Genomic DNA, 21265 nt, shown 5'->3' on the forward strand with positions numbered 1-21265 from the left:
GATCGGAACCATGAGCCGATAAGCCCGTGACCGCTGGGCCGCCCCGGTATGGGGCCGTCAGCGGTCCATGTCACCCATGCTGGGCAGGCCCAGCGCCTGCCTGACTTCCGCACGGGCCTGGTAGAAATCGGCGAGGAAAGTCTGGTTGTGGAAAAAGACGCTGTCGATGACGGTGCCGGAAATGCGGCCCGCCTCGATATCGGTCGGGAAATGCGCGCCGGCGACAACACGGTTATAGCCGTAGGCGGCGGCACGATCGAACAGCGGGCCGGCCTTTTCCGGCACCATATTCGCCAGGATGATCGCCATGACATAGGCCCAGGTGGTGTGGCCGCTGGGATAGGATGGCGTCTTGCGCGGCTCGACCATGGGCGACAGGTTGGAATCGACCATGAAGGGACGCGGCCGGTCGAAATGCGCTTTCGTCTGTGTGACGATCGCCTTCTCATCCGCAAAAACGCGCGTGAAAAACCCGGTAGCGAAAGGCAGGTTCGCGGGCGCAAATTGCGGCCCCAGAACATCGGCGAAGCGGAAGACAGATCGTTCGTGGTCGGCCTCGGCATTGACGGCCTGTTCCGCCGTGCGGTCGGACTGCGCCTGCATGACGGTCGCGAGATCGGTCGATTCCTGCGCGGATCCTAGTAGCGGCGGCGGCGCCAGCAATTGATCCAGATTTACCTGCGAGGGCTGAATGTAATAGGCGGCGGTAGTCTTGTCCTTGTCGCCAGTCTTGTGCGCAAAGGCAGACAGCGGACTCAGCACCAAAACGCAGACGGAAACCGTCCCGTAAAACCACGCACGCGCCACCTGGTATCCCCCGTTTATTTTGACTTTGCTATAATTCAATTTTTCTTTGGGGTCATCTGGGGGGAGTATCGTCCGCCCGAGATTTGGAGATGCCGCCCTGCCCGCCATCCGCTTTCGCATCTATTTCGATGACCGGGGCCATATCGGGCCCGGCAAGGTCGAATTGCTGGAACATATCGGCCGGCTTGGGTCCATCGCCGCTGCCGGACGGGAGATGGGCATGTCCTATCGCCGCGCCTGGGAGTTGGTTGCGGACACCAGCCGCATCTTCGGCCGCCCGGTAACGACGCGGCAGGCCGGCGGACGCCACGGCGGCGGTGCCGCGCTGACGCCGCTGGGCCAAGCGATCATCACCCGCTTCCGTGCGGCGGAAGCCGCCATCACAGCCGCCACGGATGAAGACGTCACGGCACTCGCAGCAGAAATTCAGGGGCCGATTGACGGTTAGGCCGGCTGGCCGGATGCCATGCCAACCGTTATCGTCAGCCGGGAATAACGCGCATCCGGCGCGCCATACGGATCAGGAGACTTGCCGTGCAACGTCGTGACGTTCTTTTGGGTGGCCTGTCGTTGAGTCTGCTCCCCCTGGCCGCCCGTGCGGCGTCAGGCATCGGCACGGTCAATGTCCTCTATGCCGGTTCGATGGTGAATATGATGGAGCATGGCATCGGCCCGGCTTTCGATAAGGCGACCGGCGGCAGCTTCCGTGGCTATGCCGGTGGGTCGAACAAGCTCGCCAATGAAATCAAGGGCAAGCTGATCCCTGGTGACGTCTTCATCAGTGCTTCGCCCAAGGTGAATGACAGCCTGATAGGCGCCGCCAATGGTGCTTGGGTCGATTGGTATGTCGGCTTCGCGCAGTCCCCGCTCGTCATCGGCTACGACCCGAACAGCAAATTCGCCGCAGATCTGAAGACCAAGCCCTGGTACGAGGTGATGCAGATGCCGGGCATCCGCATCGGCCGCACGGACCCCAAGCTGGACCCCAAGGGCAAGCTGACCGTCGATCTGCTGGCAAAGGCCGAGACCGTCTACAAGCTGCCCGGCCTTGCAGAGAAAGTTCTGGGCGCGCCGGAAAACCCGGCCCAGGTTCTGCCCGAGGAAACCCTGGTCGGCCGCCTGCAATCCGGCCAGATGGACGCCGCCTTCTTCTATTCGACCGAGACGACGGACCTGAAGATTCCCTTTGTCACCCTGCCGAAGGAAACCGCGCTCAGCGCGCATTACACGGCAACCGTGCTGAACGGCGCGCCGCATGCCGATGCCGGCATCGCCTTCCTGGCCTTCCTGCTGGGTGACGAGGGCAAGGCCATCATGCGCGCGCATGGGCTGGGCCTGACCGCCCTGAAGGTGACGGGCGACGCCACGAAGGTGCCGCCGGCCATTCAGGCGCTGGCGAAATCCGGGCAGTAAGACCACCATGGCGGGGAGACACCGTTTGCCGGTCCTCCCGGCGCTCGGCGGGCTCCTCGCCCTCTATCTCGCCGCGCCCTTCGTCGCGGGGCTTGCCCATATCGGCCTCGCGGATTGGCGCGGGGCGGATTGGCCGGGGCTGGGCCAGGCGACCCTGGTCTCAGTCCTCAGCGCGACGGCTGCCACGCTGCTGATCGCGCTGGGCGGCATTCCGCTGGGCTATCTCCTCGCCAGACGCCCTGCCCGCGCCATGCGGCTGCTCGGCTTTATGGTGCAATTGCCGCTGGCCTTGCCGCCATTGTCCAGCGGCATCCTGCTGCTGTTCCTGCTCGGCTATGCAAGCCCGATCGGTATCCTAACCCATGGCGCGCTGACGGATAGTTTCGCCGGCATCGTGCTGGCGGAAACCTTCGTCGCCGCCCCTTTCCTCATCATCGCGGCACGCTCGGCCTTCGCCGAGGTCGATCCCGTGTTGGAGGATGTCGCCCGCACATTGGGCCATGCGCCGGGCAGCGTTTTTATGCGTGTCTCCCTGCCACTGGCCGCACGCGGCATCGCCGCCGGGCTGCTTCTGGCCTGGCTGCGGGCCTTCGGCGAATTCGGCGCGACCGTCATGGTCGCCTATCACCCCTATTCCCTGCCGGTTTACACCTATGTCGCCTTCGGCGGAGAAGGCCTGCCGGCCATGGTGCCGGTGCTGCTGCCGACTCTGGGTGCGGCCCTTCTCATCATGTTTTTCGCAACGAGACTGACCACCCCGCGACGGAGCAGACTGCGCCCCGCCGAGGCGGCAAGCGGAATGCTACCGCCCGTGCCATCACCCGCCGGCGATCAGCCCCCGAAGGCATTCGCCTTCACGCTGACACGGAAGCTGGACGGGTTTTCCCTCGATGTTTCCTACCAAACCACGGCCCGGCGGATCGCTATTCTGGGTCCGTCCGGCTCCGGCAAATCCCTGACGCTGCGCGCCCTCGCCGGTCTGGACGCTCAGGCTGGCGACCGATTGACGATTGGCGATCAGGATTGGGCGAAGGCACCCGCCGAGGCGCGCCGCGTCGCCTATGTGCCGCAGAGCTATGGCCTGTTTCCGCATCTGACAGCCGAGAAGCAACTTGCCTTCGCCCGTGACGCCGATATGGCCGTGGCACGGCAATGGTTCGAAAAACTCGGCCTATGCGAGTTGGAGCAGCGGTACCCTGCCGCCCTGTCGCTCGGTCAGCAGCAGCGCGTCGCCCTGGCCCGTGCGCTTGGCCGCCCGGCCGATTTGCTGCTGCTGGATGAACCCTTTTCGGCGCTCGACACCCCACGGCGGGCGGAACTGCGCGCCGCGCTGCGAGCCTTGCAGGCGCAGATCACGGCCACCAGCATCCTTGTCACGCATGACCCGGCTGATGCTTTCGCCCTCGCCGATGACATCATCATTGTGGACCAGGGACAGGTCTTGCAGGCCGGACCGGTCAATGACGTTTTTCTACGGCCGCGCTCGGCCTTGGTGGCACATCTTCTGGGGGCCGAGGCGACGGCCAAAGGAATCGTCGCCGCCCCTAATGCCATCGACATCGGCAACGATGTGACTTTGCCCATATCCGGTCCGGCCCTGCGGCCGGGCGACCGTATCGGCTGGACCATCGCGGCTGAGCGAATCCGCATTGTGCCGAGCGGAGAACTGCCGGCGGAGATCATCGCCATCGAGCCGGCCCAGGCCGGACGGCGGCGGGTGATCATCAGAGTTGGACATGCTGAACTGCCCGTGGTTCAGGCACCGGATGAGGGGCTGTGCCCAGGCCCCATTCGTGTCACGCTGCCGCCGGGCGCGATCCAGGTCTGGAACGAAGACGAGACGATGGCGCTGCGCTAGACTTCGGCCGTCCCACGTCACGGAACGGAACCATGAAACTCAGCGCGCGCAATCAGATCAAGGGCACCGTCGTTTCGGTCGTCCTGGGCCAGACGACCGGTCATGTCCGCATCGATATCGGCCAGGGTGTCATCATCACCTCCTCCATCACCAATGCGGCGATCGCGGAACTCGACCTCAAGGTCGGAGATTCCGCGATCGCCGTGATCAAGGCGTCAGATGTGATGGTCGCGATCGACTAAGGCGTGGCGCGGCGGGTTCCGTTCGCCTGCGGTGCGGGCGGAGCCTGTTTCAGCGTCAGGCTGAAAATGACGACCGCCGACAGCGCCATGAAGACGCCGACGATCAGCATGGGCAGCTGATAGCCGCCCGTCACGCTCTTCAAATAGCCGGTGATATAGGGCGCCACGAAGCCCGCGACATTGCCGACCGTATTGATCAGCGCGATGCCGGCCGCCGCCGCGCCCCCCGTCAGGAAGCGCGAGGGGATAGACCAGAAGACCGGCAGGGCCGCGAAGATGGCGCAGGCCACGACGGTCATCAGCGCCATCACCGCGACCGTGTCGGACACCTGTACGGCCAGCGGAATGGCAATGGCACCGGCCAGGGCCGGAATGCCGATATGCCAGGCGCGGACGCCGCGCTTTGTGGCGTCACGGCTCCACAGAAACAGCACGATCGCCGCCGGCAGATAGGGAATGGCGGTGATCAGCGCCTTTTCCATGACGCCGAAATGCGCGCCCGTCTTGGACTGGAAGCCGGCAATGATCGTCGGCAGGAAGAAGGCGATGGCATAAAGCCCGTAGACGAGACCGAAATAGACGACGGCCAGCAGCCAGACGCGGCCGTTGGTCATGGCCTTGATCGGAGAGGCATGGCGCGGCACGCCATCTTCATTCGCCAGTTCGGCCTTCAGCCAGCTCTTCTCATCCGTGGTCAGCCACTTGGCCTCGGACGGCCGATCCGGCAGCAGGAAGAAGGTGACGATGCCGACGATGACGGCCAGCAGGCCGACGCCCAGATACATCGTCCGCCAGCCGGCAAGGCCGGTCACACCGTGCAACTGCATCAGCAGCGCCGCCAGCGGCGAGCCGATGACGATGGTCAGCGGCTGAGCGATATAGAAGCTGGCCAGAACCTGGCTGCGGAAACGCTGCGGCACCCACAGGCTGAGGAACAGGATGGCGCCGGGAAAGAATCCGGCTTCCGCGATGCCCAGGAAGAAGCGCAGCCAGTACAGCTGGGTAACGCTCTGCACCCAGGTGAACAGAACGGTCACGATGCCCCAGGTGATCATGATGCGGGCGAGCCAGACGCGCGCGCCGAACCGGTGCAGTGCCAGATTGCTCGGGATTTCCAGGATGATATAGCCGATGAAGAAGATACCGGCGGCAAAGCCGAATTGCGCGGCGGACAGGCCCAGATCGTGGTTCATGCCGCTCGGCCCGGCGAAGGAGATCGAGACCCGGTCGAGAAAGTTGACGAAGAACATCAATCCGATAAAGATTGACAATCGCAACGAAATTTTTCTGACGGTCGCGCGCACGGCCGCATTGTCCGCCGACATGGCAGTTCCTCTCTGGGCTTCATTCGCGCTTAAAAAATGAGCGCAAGTTCCTGGACGATCGCGGCTATCGACCTGCCTTGTAGCGGTGTGCCGCGATTCGGCGCGGACACTATGTCTGGTGGTATAATGAGTCAACCAGATGTGAGATCTCACGCCCTGCAAGGCAGAGCCAGGGCGTGAGCCGGTCCAGCGGTCAGGCCGCCGGGATCAAGTCCCGGCTGCGCAGCAGGGCTGCCGTCTGCGGCGGACGGCCCCGGAAATCGACATAGAGCGCCATCGGGTCGCGGGTATCGCCGGCCGAAAGCAGCACACGCAGCTTGGCTGCCATCACCGGATCGAAGACATCCCCGGCCTCCTTGAAGGCCTCGAACCCGTCGGCGTCCAGCACTTCGGACCACATATAAGAGTAGTAGCCGGCGGCGTAGCCGCCCCCGGCGAAGAGATGCTGGAAATGTGCCGGACGGTGACGAATGCCGATCTCGGCCGGCATGCCGATGCCCGCCAGGAACTCGCGCTCATAGGCCTCGATATCGATCGAGGCGGGGTCGGGATGCTGATGCAGCGCCATGTCGATCAGCGCGGCGGATGTATATTCGACCGTGCCGAAGCCTTCGTTGAAACCCCGCGCGGCCAGCAGTCGTTCCACCAGCGCGTCGGGGATCGGTGCCCCGGTCTGGTAATGCGTCGCATAGGTCTTCAGCGTCTCGGGCACCGACAGCCAGTGCTCGTAGATCTGGCTCGGCATTTCCACGAAATCCCGCCGCACGGAGGTGCCGGATTGCGAGGGGTAGCGCACGCGGCTGAGCAGCCCGTGCAGGGCATGGCCGAATTCATGGAACATCGTCTCGGCATCGTCGAAGCTCAGCAGCGTCGGCTGGGATTTCGCGAAATTGTTGTTATTGACGATGATCGGCGACACCGCCGCGTCCATGGCTTCCTGGTCGCGGAAACTGCTCATCCAGGCGCCGGAGCGCTTGTCCGACCGCGCATAGTGATCGGCCAGGAAGATGCCGACATGCCCGCCCGCGTCCCGCACCTCATAGGCGCGGACGTCCGGGTGATACATCGGCAGATCGGGCAACGGCACGAAGCTGAGGCCGAACAGCCGGCCCGCCGTGTCGAAGACCGCCTGCTGCAACTGCTCGAGCTGGAAATAGGGTTTCAGCTCCGTCTCATCCAAGGCGTAATCGGCCTGGCGCACCTTCTCGGCGTAATAGCGCCAGTCCCAGGGGGCGATCGCATCATTCGCCCCTTCGGCCTTCGCGGCTGCCTGTAGGCGGTCGCGTTCGGCGGCCGCCTTGCTTTTGGCCGGTTCCCAGACTTCGGCCAGCAGCGCTTCTGCCGCAACCGGAGAACCCGCCATCGAATCCGCAAGCCGGAAGCCGGCGAAATCGGCAAAGCCCAGAAGCTTGGCGCGCTCGGCCCGCAAGGCCAGGATCTCGGGGATCAGCACCCGATTGTCATGCGCGCCGGGATGCACGCCGCGCGCGATCCAAGCCTCATACGCCGTCTGGCGCAGGTCACGCCGCGCCGAAAAGGTCAGGAAAGGTTCGATAAGGGACCGCGACAGGGTAATGGCATAGCCATCCAGCTTGCGTTCGACAGCCGCCTCCCGCGCGCCGGCGCGCACGAAATCCGGCAAGCCGTCCAGGTCAGCTTCGCCCAGCGGCAGGAACCAGGCCTTTTCGTCATGCAGCACATTCTGGCCGAAGGCCGTGTGCAGCGCCGCCAGACGCTCGGATATCGCCGTCATGCGGGCGCGCCCGGCTTCGTCCAGCGCGGCCCCAGAGCGGATGAAGCCAAGATAGGAGCGGTCCAGCAGCCGCTTCTGGTCTTCGTCCAGGCCCAGCGCTTCGCTTGTATCGTGCAACGCCGCGATGCGCGCGAAAAGCGCCGGATCCAGCGCGACCTTCATGCCATGCTGCGCCAGTTTGGGGGCGAGTTCCGTATCCAGCGCTTCCAGCGCCTCGCCGCCCTGGCTGCTGACCAGATTGTGGAAGACGGCACCGACGCGGTTCAGCAGCCGGCCCGACCGTTCCAGCGCCTCCACCGTATTGATGAAGCTGGGCGCATCCGGATTCTGGCCAATAGCCGCAATCTCGGCCAAATTCTCAGCCATGGCCGCATCGAAGGCCGGTGCGAAATGCGCCGGCTCGATGACATCGAAGGGCGGCACGCCGAAAGGGGTCGTCCAGGGGCAGAGGAGCGGATTATCTTTGTTCATGCGGGCAGTCCGACAGATTGGCGACAGCCGGTCAAGCGGCGTAGCTTGCCTATGTAATGGTGAGGCAGAGTGACGGGATTGCACCTTCCGCAGCCGATGACGATGGCCTTGACCATGAGTTTGGTCATCCTCGCGACCTGTCTGAACTATCTCGTCATCTGGTTTCAGAATCGGCAGCAATCCGCGCTGCTATGGATGACGGCGGGATCGCTGATCAGCGGTCTGGCCTTTATCGTGCGGCTGACCTGGCCGGGCCTGGACGGCATCATCTTCGCCCATCCCGCCGTGCTGACCGGTCTCGGCTGTGTCTGGATGGGATGCCGTTCGGCGGCAGGCCAGCGCCCCTGGCTACCAGGATTGCCGATCGCCAGCGCCATCTGGCTGCTTCTGGCCTGCATTCCGGGCTTTTTCGAGATACCCAGCGCGCGCTACGCGGCCGCCTATCTGCTGGCCGCGCCTCTGCTGCTGCTATCCGTGAGCGCCCTGTGGCCAAGCCCCATTCCGAAGCGCGCGGGACGCCGCTTCGTCTCCGCCCTGCTGATCGTGATTGCGGCGCTGTGCCTGATCTGGGGCCTGCTGCAATGCGTCTCCATGGTCCACCCCATCGGCATCGGCGTTGACCTCATCGCCGTCCCGGTCTCGGCTTTCGCCATCATGGGCTTCTACCTCGTTCTGAGCTTTGCCTTCGTCGCCTTGTTGAAGGAACAATCGGAATGGGCGCATGGCCGCGCTGCTTTCAAGGACGCGCTGACCGGCCTGCCCAATCGCCGGCATCTGGATGAAAGCCTGACCCGTTCGACGGGCGCGGCACGGCGCGACAGGCGGCCGATCGCCGTCATCATGGTCGATGTCGACCAGTTCAAAGCCTATAACGACCGCTACGGCCATCCGGCGGGCGACGCTTGCCTGCGGATCGTTGCCGGCTGCCTGCGAGACAGCCTGCCGCACGACCTGGCGGAGGTGATGCGCTATGGCGGCGAGGAATTCACGGCGATCATCCGCGATACGGATGAGATAGAGGCCATGACTTTGGCCGAGCGTATGCGGGACTCCGTTGCGGCAGCACAGATACCGCATGACGGCGGTCTGGTTGGCTTCGTCTCCATCAGCCTCGGCGTCGCCGTGATGGCGCCGCCCTATGACCAGACGGGCGGCATCGTCGACGGCACGTCTCTGCTGGCCGCCGCCGACCGGGCGCTGTATCGCGCGAAGGAAACGGGGCGAAACCGCTCGGCTTTGTTCACGGCCGCCGACGCGCCGGACGCCACATCGCTCAACGGCCGCACGCGCATCAGCCCCGGCCTTGCGTAAGACCAGCATGGCCGGGCACGACAAAATTTCAAAACAGGGCTAGCCGCGCCCCCAAAATCCTGGCCTGATAGCGATGTGCACGCACTAAAAATGGGGCGGCCTGCCAAGATACTTGGCCAATGACGAACAAAAAACGGGGGAAACCTGGGATGGAACGGCGTTCCGTAATCGGCGGACTGGGGCTTGGCCTTGCAGGTGCTGCAACGCTTTTATCGTCGGGCCGGGCTCAGGCCCAAGGCAAATCCTTCACCATCGCCCTGATTCCGGGCCTGACCACCGATGCTTTCTACATCACCATGCATCGCGGTGCGGCGGCGGCGGCCAAGGCGCTCGGTGTCAACCTCGTCTTCCAGGGCGCGCCGTCCTTCAACCCGGTGGAACAGGTGCCGGTGCTGGATGCCGTCATCGCCCGCAAGCCGGATGCATTGCTGATTGCACCCACCGACAAGGTGCAGCTGGTGCAACCGCTGCAAGGCGCCGTCTCCGCCGGCATTCCGGTGATCACGGTCGATACCTATATCGGCAGCGGCGTCTATCAGACCGGCACTGGCCAAGCCGATTTCCCGCTCTCCTATATCGCGTCCAACAATACGCTGGGCGGGCAGATGGGCGCGCGGGCGCTGGCGAAAGAGCTTGGCGGCAAGGGCAAGGTCTATGTTTCCAATATCCAGCCCGGCGTTTCCACGACGGATGAGCGCACGGCGGGTTTCATCGCCGAAATGAAGCAGAACTTTCCCGGCATCACCGTGCTGCCGACGCAGTTCAATGATGACGACGCCAATAAGGCGGCGGGTCAGGCGCAATCGGTTCTGGCACGCAATTCCGATCTTGCCGGCATTTTCGGCGCCAATCTGTTTTCGGCCATGGGTGCTGCCAACGGCATTCAGCAGGGTGGCGCCGGCGGCAAGGTGAAGGTCGTCGCCTTCGACGCGCCGCAGACCATCATCGGCAATATCAAGACCGGACTGATCGATATCGCCATCGCCCAGCATCCGGCCGAAATCGGCTGGTTCGGCGTCGCCGCCGCCTATGCGCATTTGACCGGGCAATCCATTCCGCCCGCCATCGCCACCGGCTTCACCATCATCGACAAGCAGAATGTCGATGATCCGGCGATCCAGAAATTCGTCTATTCGGCGTGACTGCGGCTGCCTCCACGCGACACCCCCCGGGCTCGGCCCGGGGACGGCGCACCCTGGCGGCCTTGGCCGCCGCCAGGGCCTGGATCTTCCTCATTGTTCTGCTGATCGTCTTCGAGATCTGGTCGCAGATCGCCTATGGCTCAACCTTCCTCTTCAGCGCCTTCAATATCCGCTCCATCGCGGTTTTCGCGGTCGCGCCCGTCCTGCTCGGCCTGGGCCAGACCCTGGTCATCATCTCCGGCGGCATCGATCTTTCGGTCGGCTTCACCATGGGTTTCGCCGCCGTGATTTCGGCCCAGGTCGCCAATAGCCTGGGGGCCGTCGCCGGTCCCGGCATCGGCCTTTTGGGCGGCGTCGTCATCGCCCTTGGCGCCACCATGATTCCCGGCTGGATCAACGGCGTGCTGGTGGCGCGGCTGCGGGTGCCACCCTTCATCGGCACGCTGGGCATGTATGGCGTCGCCCGTGGCGCCGCCTATCTGCTGGCCAATGGCACCACGGTGCCGGTGCAGAACAGCTGGCTGACCTGGCTGGGCAATGGCCGCATCATCGGCATTCCGGCGGTCGTGCTCATCGCTGGCATCGTCATCCTGATCTTCCATTACGCCTTGGCCGAGACGCAGTTCGGCCAATATACCTATGCGATCGGCGGCAATCGGCAGGCGACCTTGCGCGCAGGCGTCAATGTCCGCCGCGTCACCATCATCCTGTATATGCTTTCGGCGCTGACCGCCGGGATCGACGGTATTCTCTATACCGGCCGCTTTGCCGCAGGCGCACCGCAGGCAGGCGAGCCCCTGCTGCTGGACAGCATCGCCGCCGTCGTCATCGGCGGCGCCAGCCTGTTCGGCGGGTCGGGCACCATTATCGGCACCATCATCGGCGCGCTGATCATCGCCGTGATCCAATACGGACTCGTTTTCCTGAATGTGGAACCCTTCTGGCAGTTCATTGCCGTCGGGCTTGTCATCATCGTCTCCGTGCTCGTCGATCAGAGCCAGCGGCGCTTGGGTGGGGGACGGCAGGATGAGTGACATCGTTCTGGAGACACGCGGCATTTCCAAGCGCTTCGGCGGCGTCCATGCGCTGGAGCGGGTGGATTTCAGCCTCCGTGCCGGGGAAGTCGTCGCTCTCGCCGGGGACAATGGCGCTGGCAAATCGACCTTCACCAAAATCATCTCGGGCGTCTTTCAGCCCAGCGAAGGCGAAATCCGCTATTGCGGCCAGCCCGTCTCCTTCGACGGACCGCAGGCGGCGCGCGCGGCAGGGATAGAGACGATCTATCAGGATCTGGCCCTGGCCGATAATCTCGATATCGGCGGGAATGTCTTTCTGGGTCGCGAGATCAAAAGCAAATTCCTGTTCCTGCCGCGCATCGACCGCAAGCGCATGCGGGAGGAAGCGGCAAAGGCCATCCAGGTTCTGGACGTGCATTTGGACAGGCTGGACAGGCCGGTGCGCGCGCTGTCAGGTGGGCAGCGCCAGGCGGTGGCTATCGGCCGGGCCATCCATTGGGACGCGCGGGTGCTGATCATGGATGAGCCGACGGCCGCACTCGGCGTGCCGGAACAGCGCAAGGTGATGGACCTCATCCGCTCGCTCAAAACCAAGGGCCTTGGCGTCATCTTCATCTCCCACAACCTCGCCGATATGTTCGCGGTCAGCGACCGTATCGTCGTGCTGCGGCGGGGCGTGGTGGCGGGTGAGCGTCAGGTCGGGCATGTCGACCCCGAGGAGATCGTGAGATTGATGGTCGGGCAATGAACGCCATTCTGCCGGCTGCCGTGCGGCACCCGGCAGAATGCTATTGTGTTGCTTATTCCCCATGTAAAGCTTCGCTATTGCGCGATTCGTGCATTTCGTTGCTGCATCGCATCTTCTAAAATCAACCATTAAATTCCGGCAATCCGGGGCTTTTGGCTGCTGAAAGCAAGTAAGGCATGGCTTGCATGACTTGAGAATAACTCTCAGTCACAGTAGCAGACCCTGGCTCGTGGACTGCTAGGGATTGTCTTGTGCTGAAATTGACGCTTGCCGCGACCGCGACACTCGCCTGCGGTCTGATCGCCGCCAAACCCGCAGCCGCCACCACCTATCCGCTGACCGTCACCGATACCGCCGGCCGCACCGTCACCATCCAGCATGAGCCGAAGCGCCTTGCGCTCCAGGATGGCCGCGACATGATGATGCTGGCGCTGCTGGACCGCACCAACCCGACCGGCCGGGTCAAGGTCTGGAACAATCTGGAACGGCGGGATGACACCAATTTCTGGAAGCTCATCGCCCAGAAATGGCCGGCCGCCGACGCGATACCCGATATGGGCTTCAGCGATGATGGCGAGGTCAATATGGAGCAGATCCTCGCCGCCCATCCCGACCTTGTCATTGCCGAGCGCCGGACCGAGGGCAATCTGGAAAGCGCCGGCGTCATGCAGCAGCTGGCCGCACTTCATATTCCTCTGATCTTCGTGGATAGCGTCGTCCAGCCTGTGGTCGACGCGCCGAAATCCGTCACCGTCCTGGGGGAGGTGCTGAACCGCGAGGCGGAAGCCAAGGACTATACGGATTTCTACGCCGCCCATCTGGCCCAGATCACCAAGGTGACGCACACCGTCACGCCCAAGGCGCGCGTCTTCGTGGAAGCGCTGGCCGGCCGTTCCGGCCCGGATCAGTGCTGCTTCACCCATGGCCATTTCGGTTGGGGCGCGCTGCTGGACACGATCGGCGTCGTCAATATCGGTGGAGACCTGCTACACAGCCCTAGCGGCGACGTGACGCTGGAAACGGTGTTGGCGGAAAAACCCGATGTCTATGTCATGACCGGCTCGGAAGGCGCGCACCGGCCTCCGGTTTTCGCCGATTTCGGCTATGACGCCGACAATACCCAAGTCCAAAAGTCGCTCGCCCGGCTGGAACAGCGTCCCGGGTTTGCCGAACTGGCACCCGCCCAGGACGGCAGGGTCTGGGGCATCTGGCACCAGTTCTACAGCCATCCCTTCAATATCGTCGGCCTCGAATATCTGGCCAAATTCGCCTATCCGAAGCAATTCGCGGACCTCGACCCGGCCGCGACCTATCGCGAGATCATCACCCGCTTCACCGATATGCCGGTCGGCGCCTTCACCTTCGCGTCCAAAGCGCCGCCGGTCGCACCGTGAGCACAGGTCGCCCCATCCTTGGCTGATCGATCAACCGCGCTCACGGGAATCGCCGCCCATTACCGCCGTTCGGTATTGGGGCGCAGCCTTCTGCTCGCTGTGATGATTACCCTTGGTCTCGCCGCCATGGTGGCCGACCTCATCGTCGGGTCCGGCACGCTGACGCTGAGCCAAGTTTTGGGCGCTGTGTTTCATCCATCGAAGGCGGACCCGACAACGCTGGCCATCCTCTGGGATATCCGCGCGCCGATCACCCTGCTGGCGGCCGTCACCGGCATGGAACTGGCCCTGTCCGGGTCGTTGCTGCAAACAGCTTTGCGCAATCCGCTGGCCGAGCCCTTCACGCTCGGCATCGCGGCGGCAGCGGGGTTCGGCGCGGCACTGGCCATCGTCTTTCAAACCAGCGTCTTCGGTGCGCTTTTCGCCTGGATGCCGGGCGAGCTTTTCGTCTCCGGCAATGCTTTCGTCTTCTCGCTGCTGACCGTCGTGCTGATCACCGTGCTCGCCGGCCGGCGCGGCATGGGGGTGGAGACGATCACGCTGCTCGGCATCGCGGTCCATTTCACCTTCAGCGCGCTGCTGGCCTTCGCCCAGTATTTCGCCGACGCGACCCAGTTGCAGTCCCTCGTCTTCTGGCTACTAGGCTCTCTGCTGCGCGCGACCTGGCTGAAGGTCTGGATCAATGCCAGCGTGCTGGTGGCCATTCTGCCCTTCCTGCTGCTGCAATCCTGGGCGCTGACGGCCTTGCGCGGCTTCGGCGAGCAGGCCGTGGTTCTCGGCATCCGCGTCGCGCGCCTGCGCTTTATCCTGATGATCTGCGCGGCGCTGATGGCCGGTGCTGCCACCGCCAGCATCGGCATCGTCGGTTTCATCGGCCTGGTGGCACCGCATATGGCGCGGCTGCTGGTGGGGGAGGATCAGCGCTTCGCCCTGCCGCTGACGGCCGCCTGCGGCATGCTGATCCTGACGCTCGCCTCCCTCGTCAGCAAGATCGTGCTGCCGGGCGTCATCCTGCCCATCGGCATGATCACCTCCATGCTCGGCATTCCCTTCTTTCTGGTCCTCATTCTGGGCAACCGCCGCCGGGCCGCCGTCTGATGCTGGCGGTCGAACAATTCTCCGTCCGCATCGGCCGCGCCGAAATCGTCAAGCCGCTGGATTTCTCGGTCGCCGCCGGGGAATGCCTGGCCGTCCTGGGCCGCAACGGCGCCGGCAAGACCAGCCTGGTCCGTGGCTTGGCCGGTCTGCTGGCCCATCACGGCCGGGTGGCGCTGGACGGCACGCAGCTGGACAGTCTGAATGCCGCCGAACGCAGCCGCCGCATCGGCTATATGGCCCAAGGCTCAGCCCAGCCCAGCGCCGAACTGACCACGCTCGACATGCTGCTGCTGGCGCAGAATGGCAGCCGCTTAGGCTGGGGCGTTTCCACCGACAGCCTGACGCGGGCGGAAGAGATGCTGGCGCTGCTGGACCTGCAACCGCTGGCCCATCGCGTCGCCAGCCAAATGTCCGGCGGGCAACGGCAGATGGTGGCGCTCGGCGCTGCCCTGGTGCGGCGGCCGCGCCTGCTATTGCTGGACGAGCCGACTTCGGCGCTCGACCTCGCCAATCAGCTCAAGCTGCTCGAAATTGTGCGGGACTATACGCGGCGGGAGGGGATCGCGACGGTCATGGTGCTGCATGACCTCAACCTCGCCACCCGCTATGCCGACCGCGTGCTGATGCTGGCGGGCGGCGCGCTCGCCCATATCGGTCCGGTGCGGGACGCCATGCGGCCCGATCTTCTGGCCGAGGTTTTCGGCGTCCATTGCGGCATCTACCAGATAGATGGCGGTCATACCGCCATCTATCCTTTGGCGACAGCCTGAAAATCAGATGGCCGGCGCGTATTTCGCCGCGAAATCCGCCGCGTCCAGCGCTTGGAAATCGGCTAGCGCCGCCTTTAATTGCGCGTGGGTCCAGTGCCACCAGCCGGTAAGACGCAAGGCGGCTTCGACCTCTTCCGTCACCCGGCGGCGGATGACACGGGCCGGATTGCCGGCGACGATGGTAAAGGCGGGCACGTCCTTGGTGACGATGGCGCCGGCGCCGATGGCAGCGCCATCGCCCACCGAAACACCGGGCAGCAGCGTCGCGTTATGGCCGATCCAGACATCGTGGCCGATGGTGACGCGGTTTTGCATCCGCCATTGAAAAATCTCGGCATCGTCTTCCGCCGCCAATCCGTGGCTGCGGCTGCGATAGGTGAAATGATGCAGGGTCGCCCGCCAGAAAGGATGGTTGGTCGGGTTGATGCGGACGCCGGACGCGATATTGCCGAACTTGCCGATCTCGGCATTAAAGACCTGATCGTCCTTCACGAGATAGGTCCAGTCCCCGATCACGCTGTCGAAGATCTCGCAGCTCGGACCGATGGATGTCCAGGCGCCGACATCGGTATTGCGGATCAGCGCGCTGTCGTGCAGCCAGGGCGCCTCGCCCATTTCACCGTCGCCGCGCCAGGGATCGCGATACTCACCCTGATTGATCAAGACCATGCTACCCGCTTCTCCGTCCGAACCGCGTTACTCCGCCGTGGTCGGCCCGAAGGGATTGCCGCCAGGCCAAAGCACGTTCGGCACGGCCGGTAGCGCATAGGCATGGCCATGGCCATTGAAGATTTGGCGATAGTTCGCGACGCCCCGGTCGAGATGTGCCTGCCAGGCCGCATCGGTTTTCAGCGCGGTGCCGGGCGCCATGGGAGAGGTGTCGGCCGGCGGAAGCTGTGCCAGCAGCGGCACCACCGGGTTGGCGACCGTCAGGCGCGACAGATCGATTTGATCGCCTGACGTCAGAATTGCCTTGGCCAGATGATGGCAAAGGCCGGTCGGCAGCGCCGTCTGCCCAGCCAGAAGAGCGCAGGACATCATGGCTTCATCCCGGCCGGTCACACCCGCCCAAACAGAAAGGTTTGGGGCGCCCAACAGCAAAACCGCAGCCGCAGCCGCAGCCAGCGAAGTCCGCATCACCGCCCTCAATACGCAACAACGAACAATTACCCCTCCAGCGCCGGCCTAGCCAGGAAAAGCCGCATGACCTGCGGTCTGGGGAGCCATCCGCCCACCAGGGCAGCACAAAAAGAAAAGGGGGCGCCGCTTACGCGCCCCCCCTTCGCTAATTCGTCATGCCACCGAACGAAGCGGCGCGGGCCCTAGTGACAGCCTGACTACACCCCTGGCCGTCCGACTGCCGTGTGGCGGGTCGGCGACTCAGCTGCGACGGGTCGGCGCCTTGGCAGCGGCTTTCGGCAGCGGCGGCAGGTCTTCGTCCAGGATCGTCAGCGTGACGGCATAGGAGATTTCGCCCTCGTCCGTGTCCTTGTCGACCGTGCCGATCGTCTCGCCTTCGACGGCGACTTCGATCGGGAAGCCGGCCTTCATCGGCGGAATGATGGTCAGCTTGTCGCTGCCCAGCAGGCGGCGGAGGTAGGTCTGTACGCGTTCGATTTCGGCTCCGGTCATGGCTCCGGTCCTTTCTGCAATGAAGTCGTCTTAACCGCGCCAGATAACGGATCGCGGCTGCGAGCGCCACGCCTTCAGCGCACAACGGCACTGTCCCAGATGGGTCGCGCGAAGGCCCGGTCCTCCCTTGATTGCGCTTTCCTCCGCGTCCAGGATGCGCGGCATGAGCGAAACCGTGCTCGACCTTAAGGATCTGGTCTGTCCCCTGCCCGTGCTGCGCGCCAATCGCGCGCTGCGCACCATGCTGGCGGGGGAGCGGCTGCGCGTGCTGGCCACCGACGCAGCCTCCGTTGCCGATTTCCAGAGCTATTGCCGGGAAACCGGCCATGTCCTGGTTGCCTGGAGCGAGGAAGCCGGGGTCTATAGTTTTTCGATCAAACGGCGGTCGGGCGACTAGGCGCACCGACTGCCGCATCCGTTCAAGGCCTCGCTGAAGAAGGCCTGCGAACAAATCACAGGGGAAAAAGATGGATCTGGGACTGAAGGGCAAGGTTGCCGTCATCACCGGCGGTACCGTGGGCATTGGGCTGGCGATCGCCGAGGGACTGGCGGCGGAAGGCGTCAATCTTCTGCTGTCGGCCCGCGATCAAACGCGGCTGGAACGCGAGGCCGCGCGCATCACGGCCACATTCGGCGTCAGGGTGGAAATCGTGGCCGGTGACGTCTCGGCCGCCGCCGCCGTGGATGCCATCGTCGCGAAAGCCGAAAGCGCCTTCGGCGGCGCCGATCTCCTGATCAATAATGCCGGCACCGGCAGCAATGAGACGATCCAGGACGCGTCCGACGAGAAATGGGATTTCTACTGGAACCTCCATGTCATGGCGGCCGTGCGGCTGGCCCGTGGCCTGGTGCCCGCTATGCGCCGCCGCGGCGGCGGCGTCATCCTGCACAATGCCTCGATCTGCGCGACCCAGCCGCTGGGCTACGAGCCGATCTACAATGTCACGAAAGCGGCCCTGGTCATGTTCTCCAAGAACCTCGCCAATGAGGTTGTGGGAGACAATATCCGCGTCAATACCGTCAATCCGGGCCTTGTCCTGACGCCGGACTGGGTCAAGACCGCCAAGGAACTGACGGCGGAAACCGGCGGCGATTGGGAGGGGCATTTGCAGTCGGTTGCCGATGAATTCGCGCCCATCAAGCGCTTCGCTTCCCCGGCGGAAGTCGCCAATCTGTTCGTTTTCCTGTGTTCGGACCGGTCCAGCTATTGCGTCGGCTCCACCTTCTATGCCGATGGCGGCATGTTGCGGACGATCTGAGGCATGAGCCTGCTGCTTCTCACCCATCCTTCCAGCCTCGCGCATGACACCGGCCCCGGACACCCGGAGCGTATCGCGCGGCTGAAGGCGGTGCGGGCAGCGCTAGCCCATCCCGATTTTGCTGACCTTATGCGGGAAGACGCACCGGCCGCGACCGAGGCGCAGCTGCGCCTGGTGCACCCGCAATCCCATATCGACCTCATCCTCAGCACCGATCCCGACGAGGGCGACCTCGTTCATATCGACCCGGATACGGTGATGAGCGCGGGCTCGGCCGAGGCCGCGCTGCATGGGGCCGGGGGCGCCATTGCCGCTGTCGATGCGGTGGCAAGCGGGCGTGCGACGCGCGCCTTCGTGGCCACCCGTCCGCCCGGCCATCATGCCGAGCCGGCGCGGGCCATGGGGTTCTGCCTGTTCTCCAACGCGGCTATCGCGGCCCTTCACGCCCGCGCCGCCTGGGGCCGCCAGCGCGTCGCCGTGGTGGATTTCGACGTTCATCACGGCAATGGCACGCAGGCGGTTGCCTGGAATGACCCCGATTTCTTCTTCGGCTCCAGCCACCAATTTCCTTTCTATCCAGGAACGGGCGCCGAAGATGAGCGGGGGATTGCCGGGCAGGTCGTCAATGCGCCACTCTCGGCCGGCAGCGGCCGGGCGGCTTTCCAGGCCGCCTGGTCTGGCCGCATTCTGCCCGCGCTCGATGATTTCGCACCTGACTGTCTGATCATCTCCGCCGGTTTCGACGCGCACCGGGATGACCCGCTGGCGCAGCTTGATCTGGTGGAGGAGGACTTCACCTGGGTGACCGGGGCCATCCTGCAACTGGCCGCCCGCCATACCGGTGGACGCGTCGTCTCGCTGCTGGAAGGCGGCTATGATCTCGACGCCTTGGCTGCCTCGACCGCCGCCCATGTCCGACGGCTGCTTGTAGCCGGTTGAACGCGCTTCCTCGAAGGAGAGACCCATGTCCGAACCCACCCCTTTGCCTGCCTCCGCGACGAAAGCCGCCTGGGATAAGCTAGACGCCCTGGCAGCCGCCCCCGGCGGCCGCCTGATCACCCCGCTATTCGCGGCGGACCCGAACCGCGCCGAAAAATTCTCCGCCAGCTTCGAGGATATGTTCCTCGATTTCTCCAAGACCTCCATCAGCCCCGAGGCGATGACCGGCCTGTTCGAACTCGCTCGCGCCGCCAAGGTCGAGGATTTCATCGTGCGCCTCTTCGCCGGTGAGCCGGTGAATATGACCGAGCATCGCTCCGCCATGCATATGGCGCTGCGCAGCCTGCCCGATGCCGGCTTCCGCGCCGTGCTGCCCGAAGGCGGTTTCGAGGATGCCTCGAAGGTCGCCGCCCATGAGCGCGCGCATATGGAGAAATTCGTCCGCGCCGTTCATGCGGGCGAGATCGTCGCCGCCGACGGCAAGCCCTTCACCGACGTTCTGAATATCGGCATCGGCGGGTCGGACCTCGGGCCGCGCATGGTCAGCCTGGCGCTGACCTTCGTGCATGGCGCCAAGATCAGCCCGCATTTCCTGTCGAATGTCGACGGCCATGCCTTCGCCCAGCTGTCCCGCGAACTGGACCCGGCGCGCACCCTGGTACTGGTCGCCAGCAAGACCTTCACGACGCTGGAGACCATGACCAACGGCCATGCGGCGCGTGACTGGATTGCCGGCGCGCTGGGCGAAGATGCCGTCAGCCATCATTTCGCTGCCCTTTCCACCAATATGAAGGAAACCGGTAAGTTCGGCATTCCGGAAGACCGCGTCTTCGGTTTCCGCGACTGGGTTGGCGGTCGCTATTCCGTCTGGTCGGCCATCGGCCTGTCGGTCGCGCTCGCCGCCGGCTGGGACGCTTTCGAGGATTTCCTCGCCGGTGGTCGCGCCATGGACGGCCATTTCCGCAACACGCCGCTGGAACAGAACCTGCCTGTGCTGATGGCGCTGGCCGGCATCTGGAACCTGGACGTTCAGCATGCCGCGACGCTGTGCATCCTTGCCTATGACGCCCGCCTCGCCCGTTTCCCGGCCTATCTCCAGCAGCTTGAAATGGAGAGCAACGGCAAGTCCACCCGTCTTGCGGGGGACCAGGTGACGCATCAGACCTGCCCGGTCGTCTTCGGCGAACCCGGCACGGATGCGCAGCACAGCTTCATGCAGCTGGTGCATCAGGGTCCGGCGCATGTGCCGGTCGACTTCATCCTGGCGGCCGAGGCCGATCACAACCGCCCCGAGGCGCATCGCATCCTGGCGGCCAATGTGTTTGCCCAGGCGGAAGCGCTGCTGGCCGGCAAGTCCTTGGAAGAAGTAACCGAGGAGATGAAGAAGGCCGGCGCCGATGAGGAGACCATCAAGCGCGTTGCGCCGCATCGCGTCTTCACCGGCCAGCGTCCGTCCACCACGGTTCTGTACAAGAAGCTGGACGCCTATAGCCTCGGCCGCCTGATCGTTCTTTATGAGCACAAGGTCGCGGTGCAGGGCGCCATCTGGGGCATCAACAGCTACGACCAGTGGGGCGTGGAACTGGGCAAGAAGCTGGCCCAGGCCATCATCCCCTCGCTGGAGCCGAAGGCCGATCACGGCCATCACGACGGTTCCACCCTCGGCCTGATGAACAAGTTCCTGTCGCTGCGCGGCGAAGGCTGATTTTTGCGCCCCTGGCCGGTCCCTCGGGGCCGGCCGATTTGCTTCTAACCAATTTGAATAGGATTCAATCCTATTCATGCTAGGGTGATCGGAAGGAGCACGTCATGCGCAGCACACAGCAATTCAGCATCACCCTGCCCACCGAAATGGCGGAAATCGTCGAGCAAAAAGTCCGCTCCGGTGATTATGCGAGTGTCAGCGAAGTCATCCGCGACGGTATGCGGGCGTTGATGGAGCGCGATGCCGCCGTCGAACGCTGGCTGCGGGAAGACGTTGTCGCGGGTCATGCCGCCTATTTGGCGGACCCCTCTCAAGCCGTTCCCTCTTCTGATATTCTTGATCGCATCAAACGCCGCAGAGCCTCGGCGCTGGATCAGTGACC

At 64.2% G+C, this 21265-nt stretch carries 22 protein-coding genes; 16 read left to right on the forward strand and 6 right to left on the reverse strand.

The genetic code is table 11. From position 1 onward, the window contains the following. Positions 1-57 precede the first annotated feature (57 nt). Positions 58-807, reverse strand: a complete 750-nt coding sequence (locus ASILVAE211_RS08470) for an acid phosphatase (protein ID WP_227320874.1) — start codon at positions 805-807, stop codon at positions 58-60. Between the two features lie 46 nt (positions 808-853). On the opposite strand from ASILVAE211_RS08470, the gene ASILVAE211_RS08475 reads away from it, so the two are divergent. From ASILVAE211_RS08475 to ASILVAE211_RS08490, 4 genes are all read left to right on the forward strand, one after another. After that, positions 854-1255 (forward strand): winged helix-turn-helix domain-containing protein, encoded by a 402-nt coding sequence (locus ASILVAE211_RS08475; protein ID WP_227320875.1) that lies wholly within the window; start codon positions 854-856, stop codon positions 1253-1255. Positions 1256-1341: 86 nt separating this feature from the next. Continuing rightward, positions 1342-2220: an extracellular solute-binding protein gene (locus ASILVAE211_RS08480; protein ID WP_227320876.1), complete on the forward strand. Its 879-nt coding sequence runs from the start codon at positions 1342-1344 to the stop codon at positions 2218-2220. 25 nt (positions 2221-2245) lie between these two features. After that, positions 2246-4078, forward strand: coding sequence for an ABC transporter ATP-binding protein/permease (locus ASILVAE211_RS08485; protein WP_227320877.1), 1833 nt, complete (start codon positions 2246-2248; stop codon positions 4076-4078). A gap of 32 nt (positions 4079-4110) precedes the next feature. After that, a complete protein-coding gene (locus ASILVAE211_RS08490) occupies positions 4111-4320 on the forward strand; it encodes a TOBE domain-containing protein (protein ID WP_227320878.1) in 210 nt (69 codons plus the stop codon). On the opposite strand, the gene ASILVAE211_RS08495 is transcribed toward ASILVAE211_RS08490, so the two are convergent. Together ASILVAE211_RS08495 and ASILVAE211_RS08500 are read right to left on the reverse strand one after the other, a co-directional pair. Next, entirely contained in the window at positions 4317-5645 is a 1329-nt protein-coding gene (locus ASILVAE211_RS08495) for an MFS transporter (protein ID WP_227320879.1), read from the reverse strand. The two genes, ASILVAE211_RS08490 and ASILVAE211_RS08495, sit on opposite strands and share 4 nt — an antisense overlap. Positions 5646-5838: 193 nt before the next feature. After that, the gene (locus tag ASILVAE211_RS08500; RefSeq protein WP_227320880.1) at positions 5839-7869 is read right to left on the reverse strand and encodes a M3 family metallopeptidase; all 2031 of its coding nucleotides are present in this window, start codon (positions 7867-7869) and stop codon (positions 5839-5841) included. A gap of 114 nt (positions 7870-7983) precedes the next feature. On the opposite strand from ASILVAE211_RS08500, the gene ASILVAE211_RS08505 reads away from it, so the two are divergent. From ASILVAE211_RS08505 to ASILVAE211_RS08535, 7 genes are all read left to right on the forward strand, one after another. Next, positions 7984-9180, forward strand: a complete 1197-nt coding sequence (locus ASILVAE211_RS08505) for a GGDEF domain-containing protein (RefSeq protein ID WP_227320881.1) — start codon at positions 7984-7986, stop codon at positions 9178-9180. A 149-nt stretch (positions 9181-9329) separates the two neighbouring features. After that, positions 9330-10322 (forward strand): ABC transporter substrate-binding protein, encoded by a 993-nt coding sequence (locus ASILVAE211_RS08510; RefSeq protein WP_227320882.1) that lies wholly within the window; start codon positions 9330-9332, stop codon positions 10320-10322. Positions 10323-10384: 62 nt separating this feature from the next. Beyond that, a complete protein-coding gene (locus ASILVAE211_RS08515; protein WP_227320883.1) occupies positions 10385-11356 on the forward strand; it encodes an ABC transporter permease subunit in 972 nt (323 codons plus the stop codon). After that, positions 11349-12086: an ATP-binding cassette domain-containing protein gene (locus tag ASILVAE211_RS08520; RefSeq protein ID WP_227320884.1), complete on the forward strand. Its 738-nt coding sequence runs from the start codon at positions 11349-11351 to the stop codon at positions 12084-12086. Before ASILVAE211_RS08515 ends, ASILVAE211_RS08520 begins: the two co-directional genes overlap by 8 nt. 251 nt (positions 12087-12337) lie before the next feature. Beyond that, a complete protein-coding gene (locus ASILVAE211_RS08525; RefSeq protein ID WP_227320885.1) occupies positions 12338-13480 on the forward strand; it encodes an ABC transporter substrate-binding protein in 1143 nt (380 codons plus the stop codon). 18 nt (positions 13481-13498) lie between these two features. Beyond that, the gene (locus ASILVAE211_RS08530) at positions 13499-14578 is read left to right on the forward strand and encodes a FecCD family ABC transporter permease (RefSeq protein ID WP_227320886.1); all 1080 of its coding nucleotides are present in this window, start codon (positions 13499-13501) and stop codon (positions 14576-14578) included. Next, positions 14578-15348: an ABC transporter ATP-binding protein gene (locus ASILVAE211_RS08535; RefSeq protein ID WP_227320887.1), complete on the forward strand. Its 771-nt coding sequence runs from the start codon at positions 14578-14580 to the stop codon at positions 15346-15348. Before ASILVAE211_RS08530 ends, ASILVAE211_RS08535 begins: the two co-directional genes overlap by 1 nt. 3 nt (positions 15349-15351) lie before the next feature. On the opposite strand, the gene ASILVAE211_RS08540 is transcribed toward ASILVAE211_RS08535, so the two are convergent. The 3 genes from ASILVAE211_RS08540 to ASILVAE211_RS08550 form a co-directional block, all read right to left on the reverse strand. Next, positions 15352-16017: a DapH/DapD/GlmU-related protein gene (locus ASILVAE211_RS08540; protein ID WP_227320888.1), complete on the reverse strand. Its 666-nt coding sequence runs from the start codon at positions 16015-16017 to the stop codon at positions 15352-15354. 27 nt (positions 16018-16044) lie between these two features. Then, positions 16045-16389, reverse strand: a complete 345-nt coding sequence (locus ASILVAE211_RS08545) for a hypothetical protein (protein WP_227320889.1) — start codon at positions 16387-16389, stop codon at positions 16045-16047. Between the two features lie 339 nt (positions 16390-16728). Next, entirely contained in the window at positions 16729-16980 is a 252-nt protein-coding gene (locus ASILVAE211_RS08550; RefSeq protein WP_227320890.1) for a DUF3126 family protein, read from the reverse strand. Between the two features lie 163 nt (positions 16981-17143). On the opposite strand from ASILVAE211_RS08550, the gene ASILVAE211_RS08555 reads away from it, so the two are divergent. From ASILVAE211_RS08555 to ASILVAE211_RS08575, 5 genes are all read left to right on the forward strand, one after another. Further along, the gene (locus tag ASILVAE211_RS08555) at positions 17144-17377 is read left to right on the forward strand and encodes a sulfurtransferase TusA family protein (RefSeq protein WP_227320891.1); all 234 of its coding nucleotides are present in this window, start codon (positions 17144-17146) and stop codon (positions 17375-17377) included. A 70-nt stretch (positions 17378-17447) separates the two neighbouring features. Then, on the forward strand, positions 17448-18239 hold the full coding sequence (locus tag ASILVAE211_RS08560) for an SDR family NAD(P)-dependent oxidoreductase (protein ID WP_227320892.1): 792 nt from the start codon (positions 17448-17450) through the stop codon (positions 18237-18239). Positions 18240-18242: 3 nt separating this feature from the next. Beyond that, positions 18243-19178: a histone deacetylase family protein gene (locus ASILVAE211_RS08565; RefSeq protein ID WP_227320893.1), complete on the forward strand. Its 936-nt coding sequence runs from the start codon at positions 18243-18245 to the stop codon at positions 19176-19178. A gap of 25 nt (positions 19179-19203) precedes the next feature. Continuing rightward, the gene (gene pgi, locus ASILVAE211_RS08570) at positions 19204-20883 is read left to right on the forward strand and encodes a glucose-6-phosphate isomerase (protein ID WP_227320894.1); all 1680 of its coding nucleotides are present in this window, start codon (positions 19204-19206) and stop codon (positions 20881-20883) included. A gap of 104 nt (positions 20884-20987) precedes the next feature. Then, on the forward strand, positions 20988-21263 hold the full coding sequence (locus tag ASILVAE211_RS08575; protein ID WP_227320895.1) for a type II toxin-antitoxin system ParD family antitoxin: 276 nt from the start codon (positions 20988-20990) through the stop codon (positions 21261-21263). Positions 21264-21265 lie beyond the last annotated feature (2 nt).

This window comes from Acidisoma silvae (assembly GCF_020618775.1).
Classification (GTDB): Bacteria; Pseudomonadota; Alphaproteobacteria; order Acetobacterales; family Acetobacteraceae; genus Acidisoma; species Acidisoma silvae.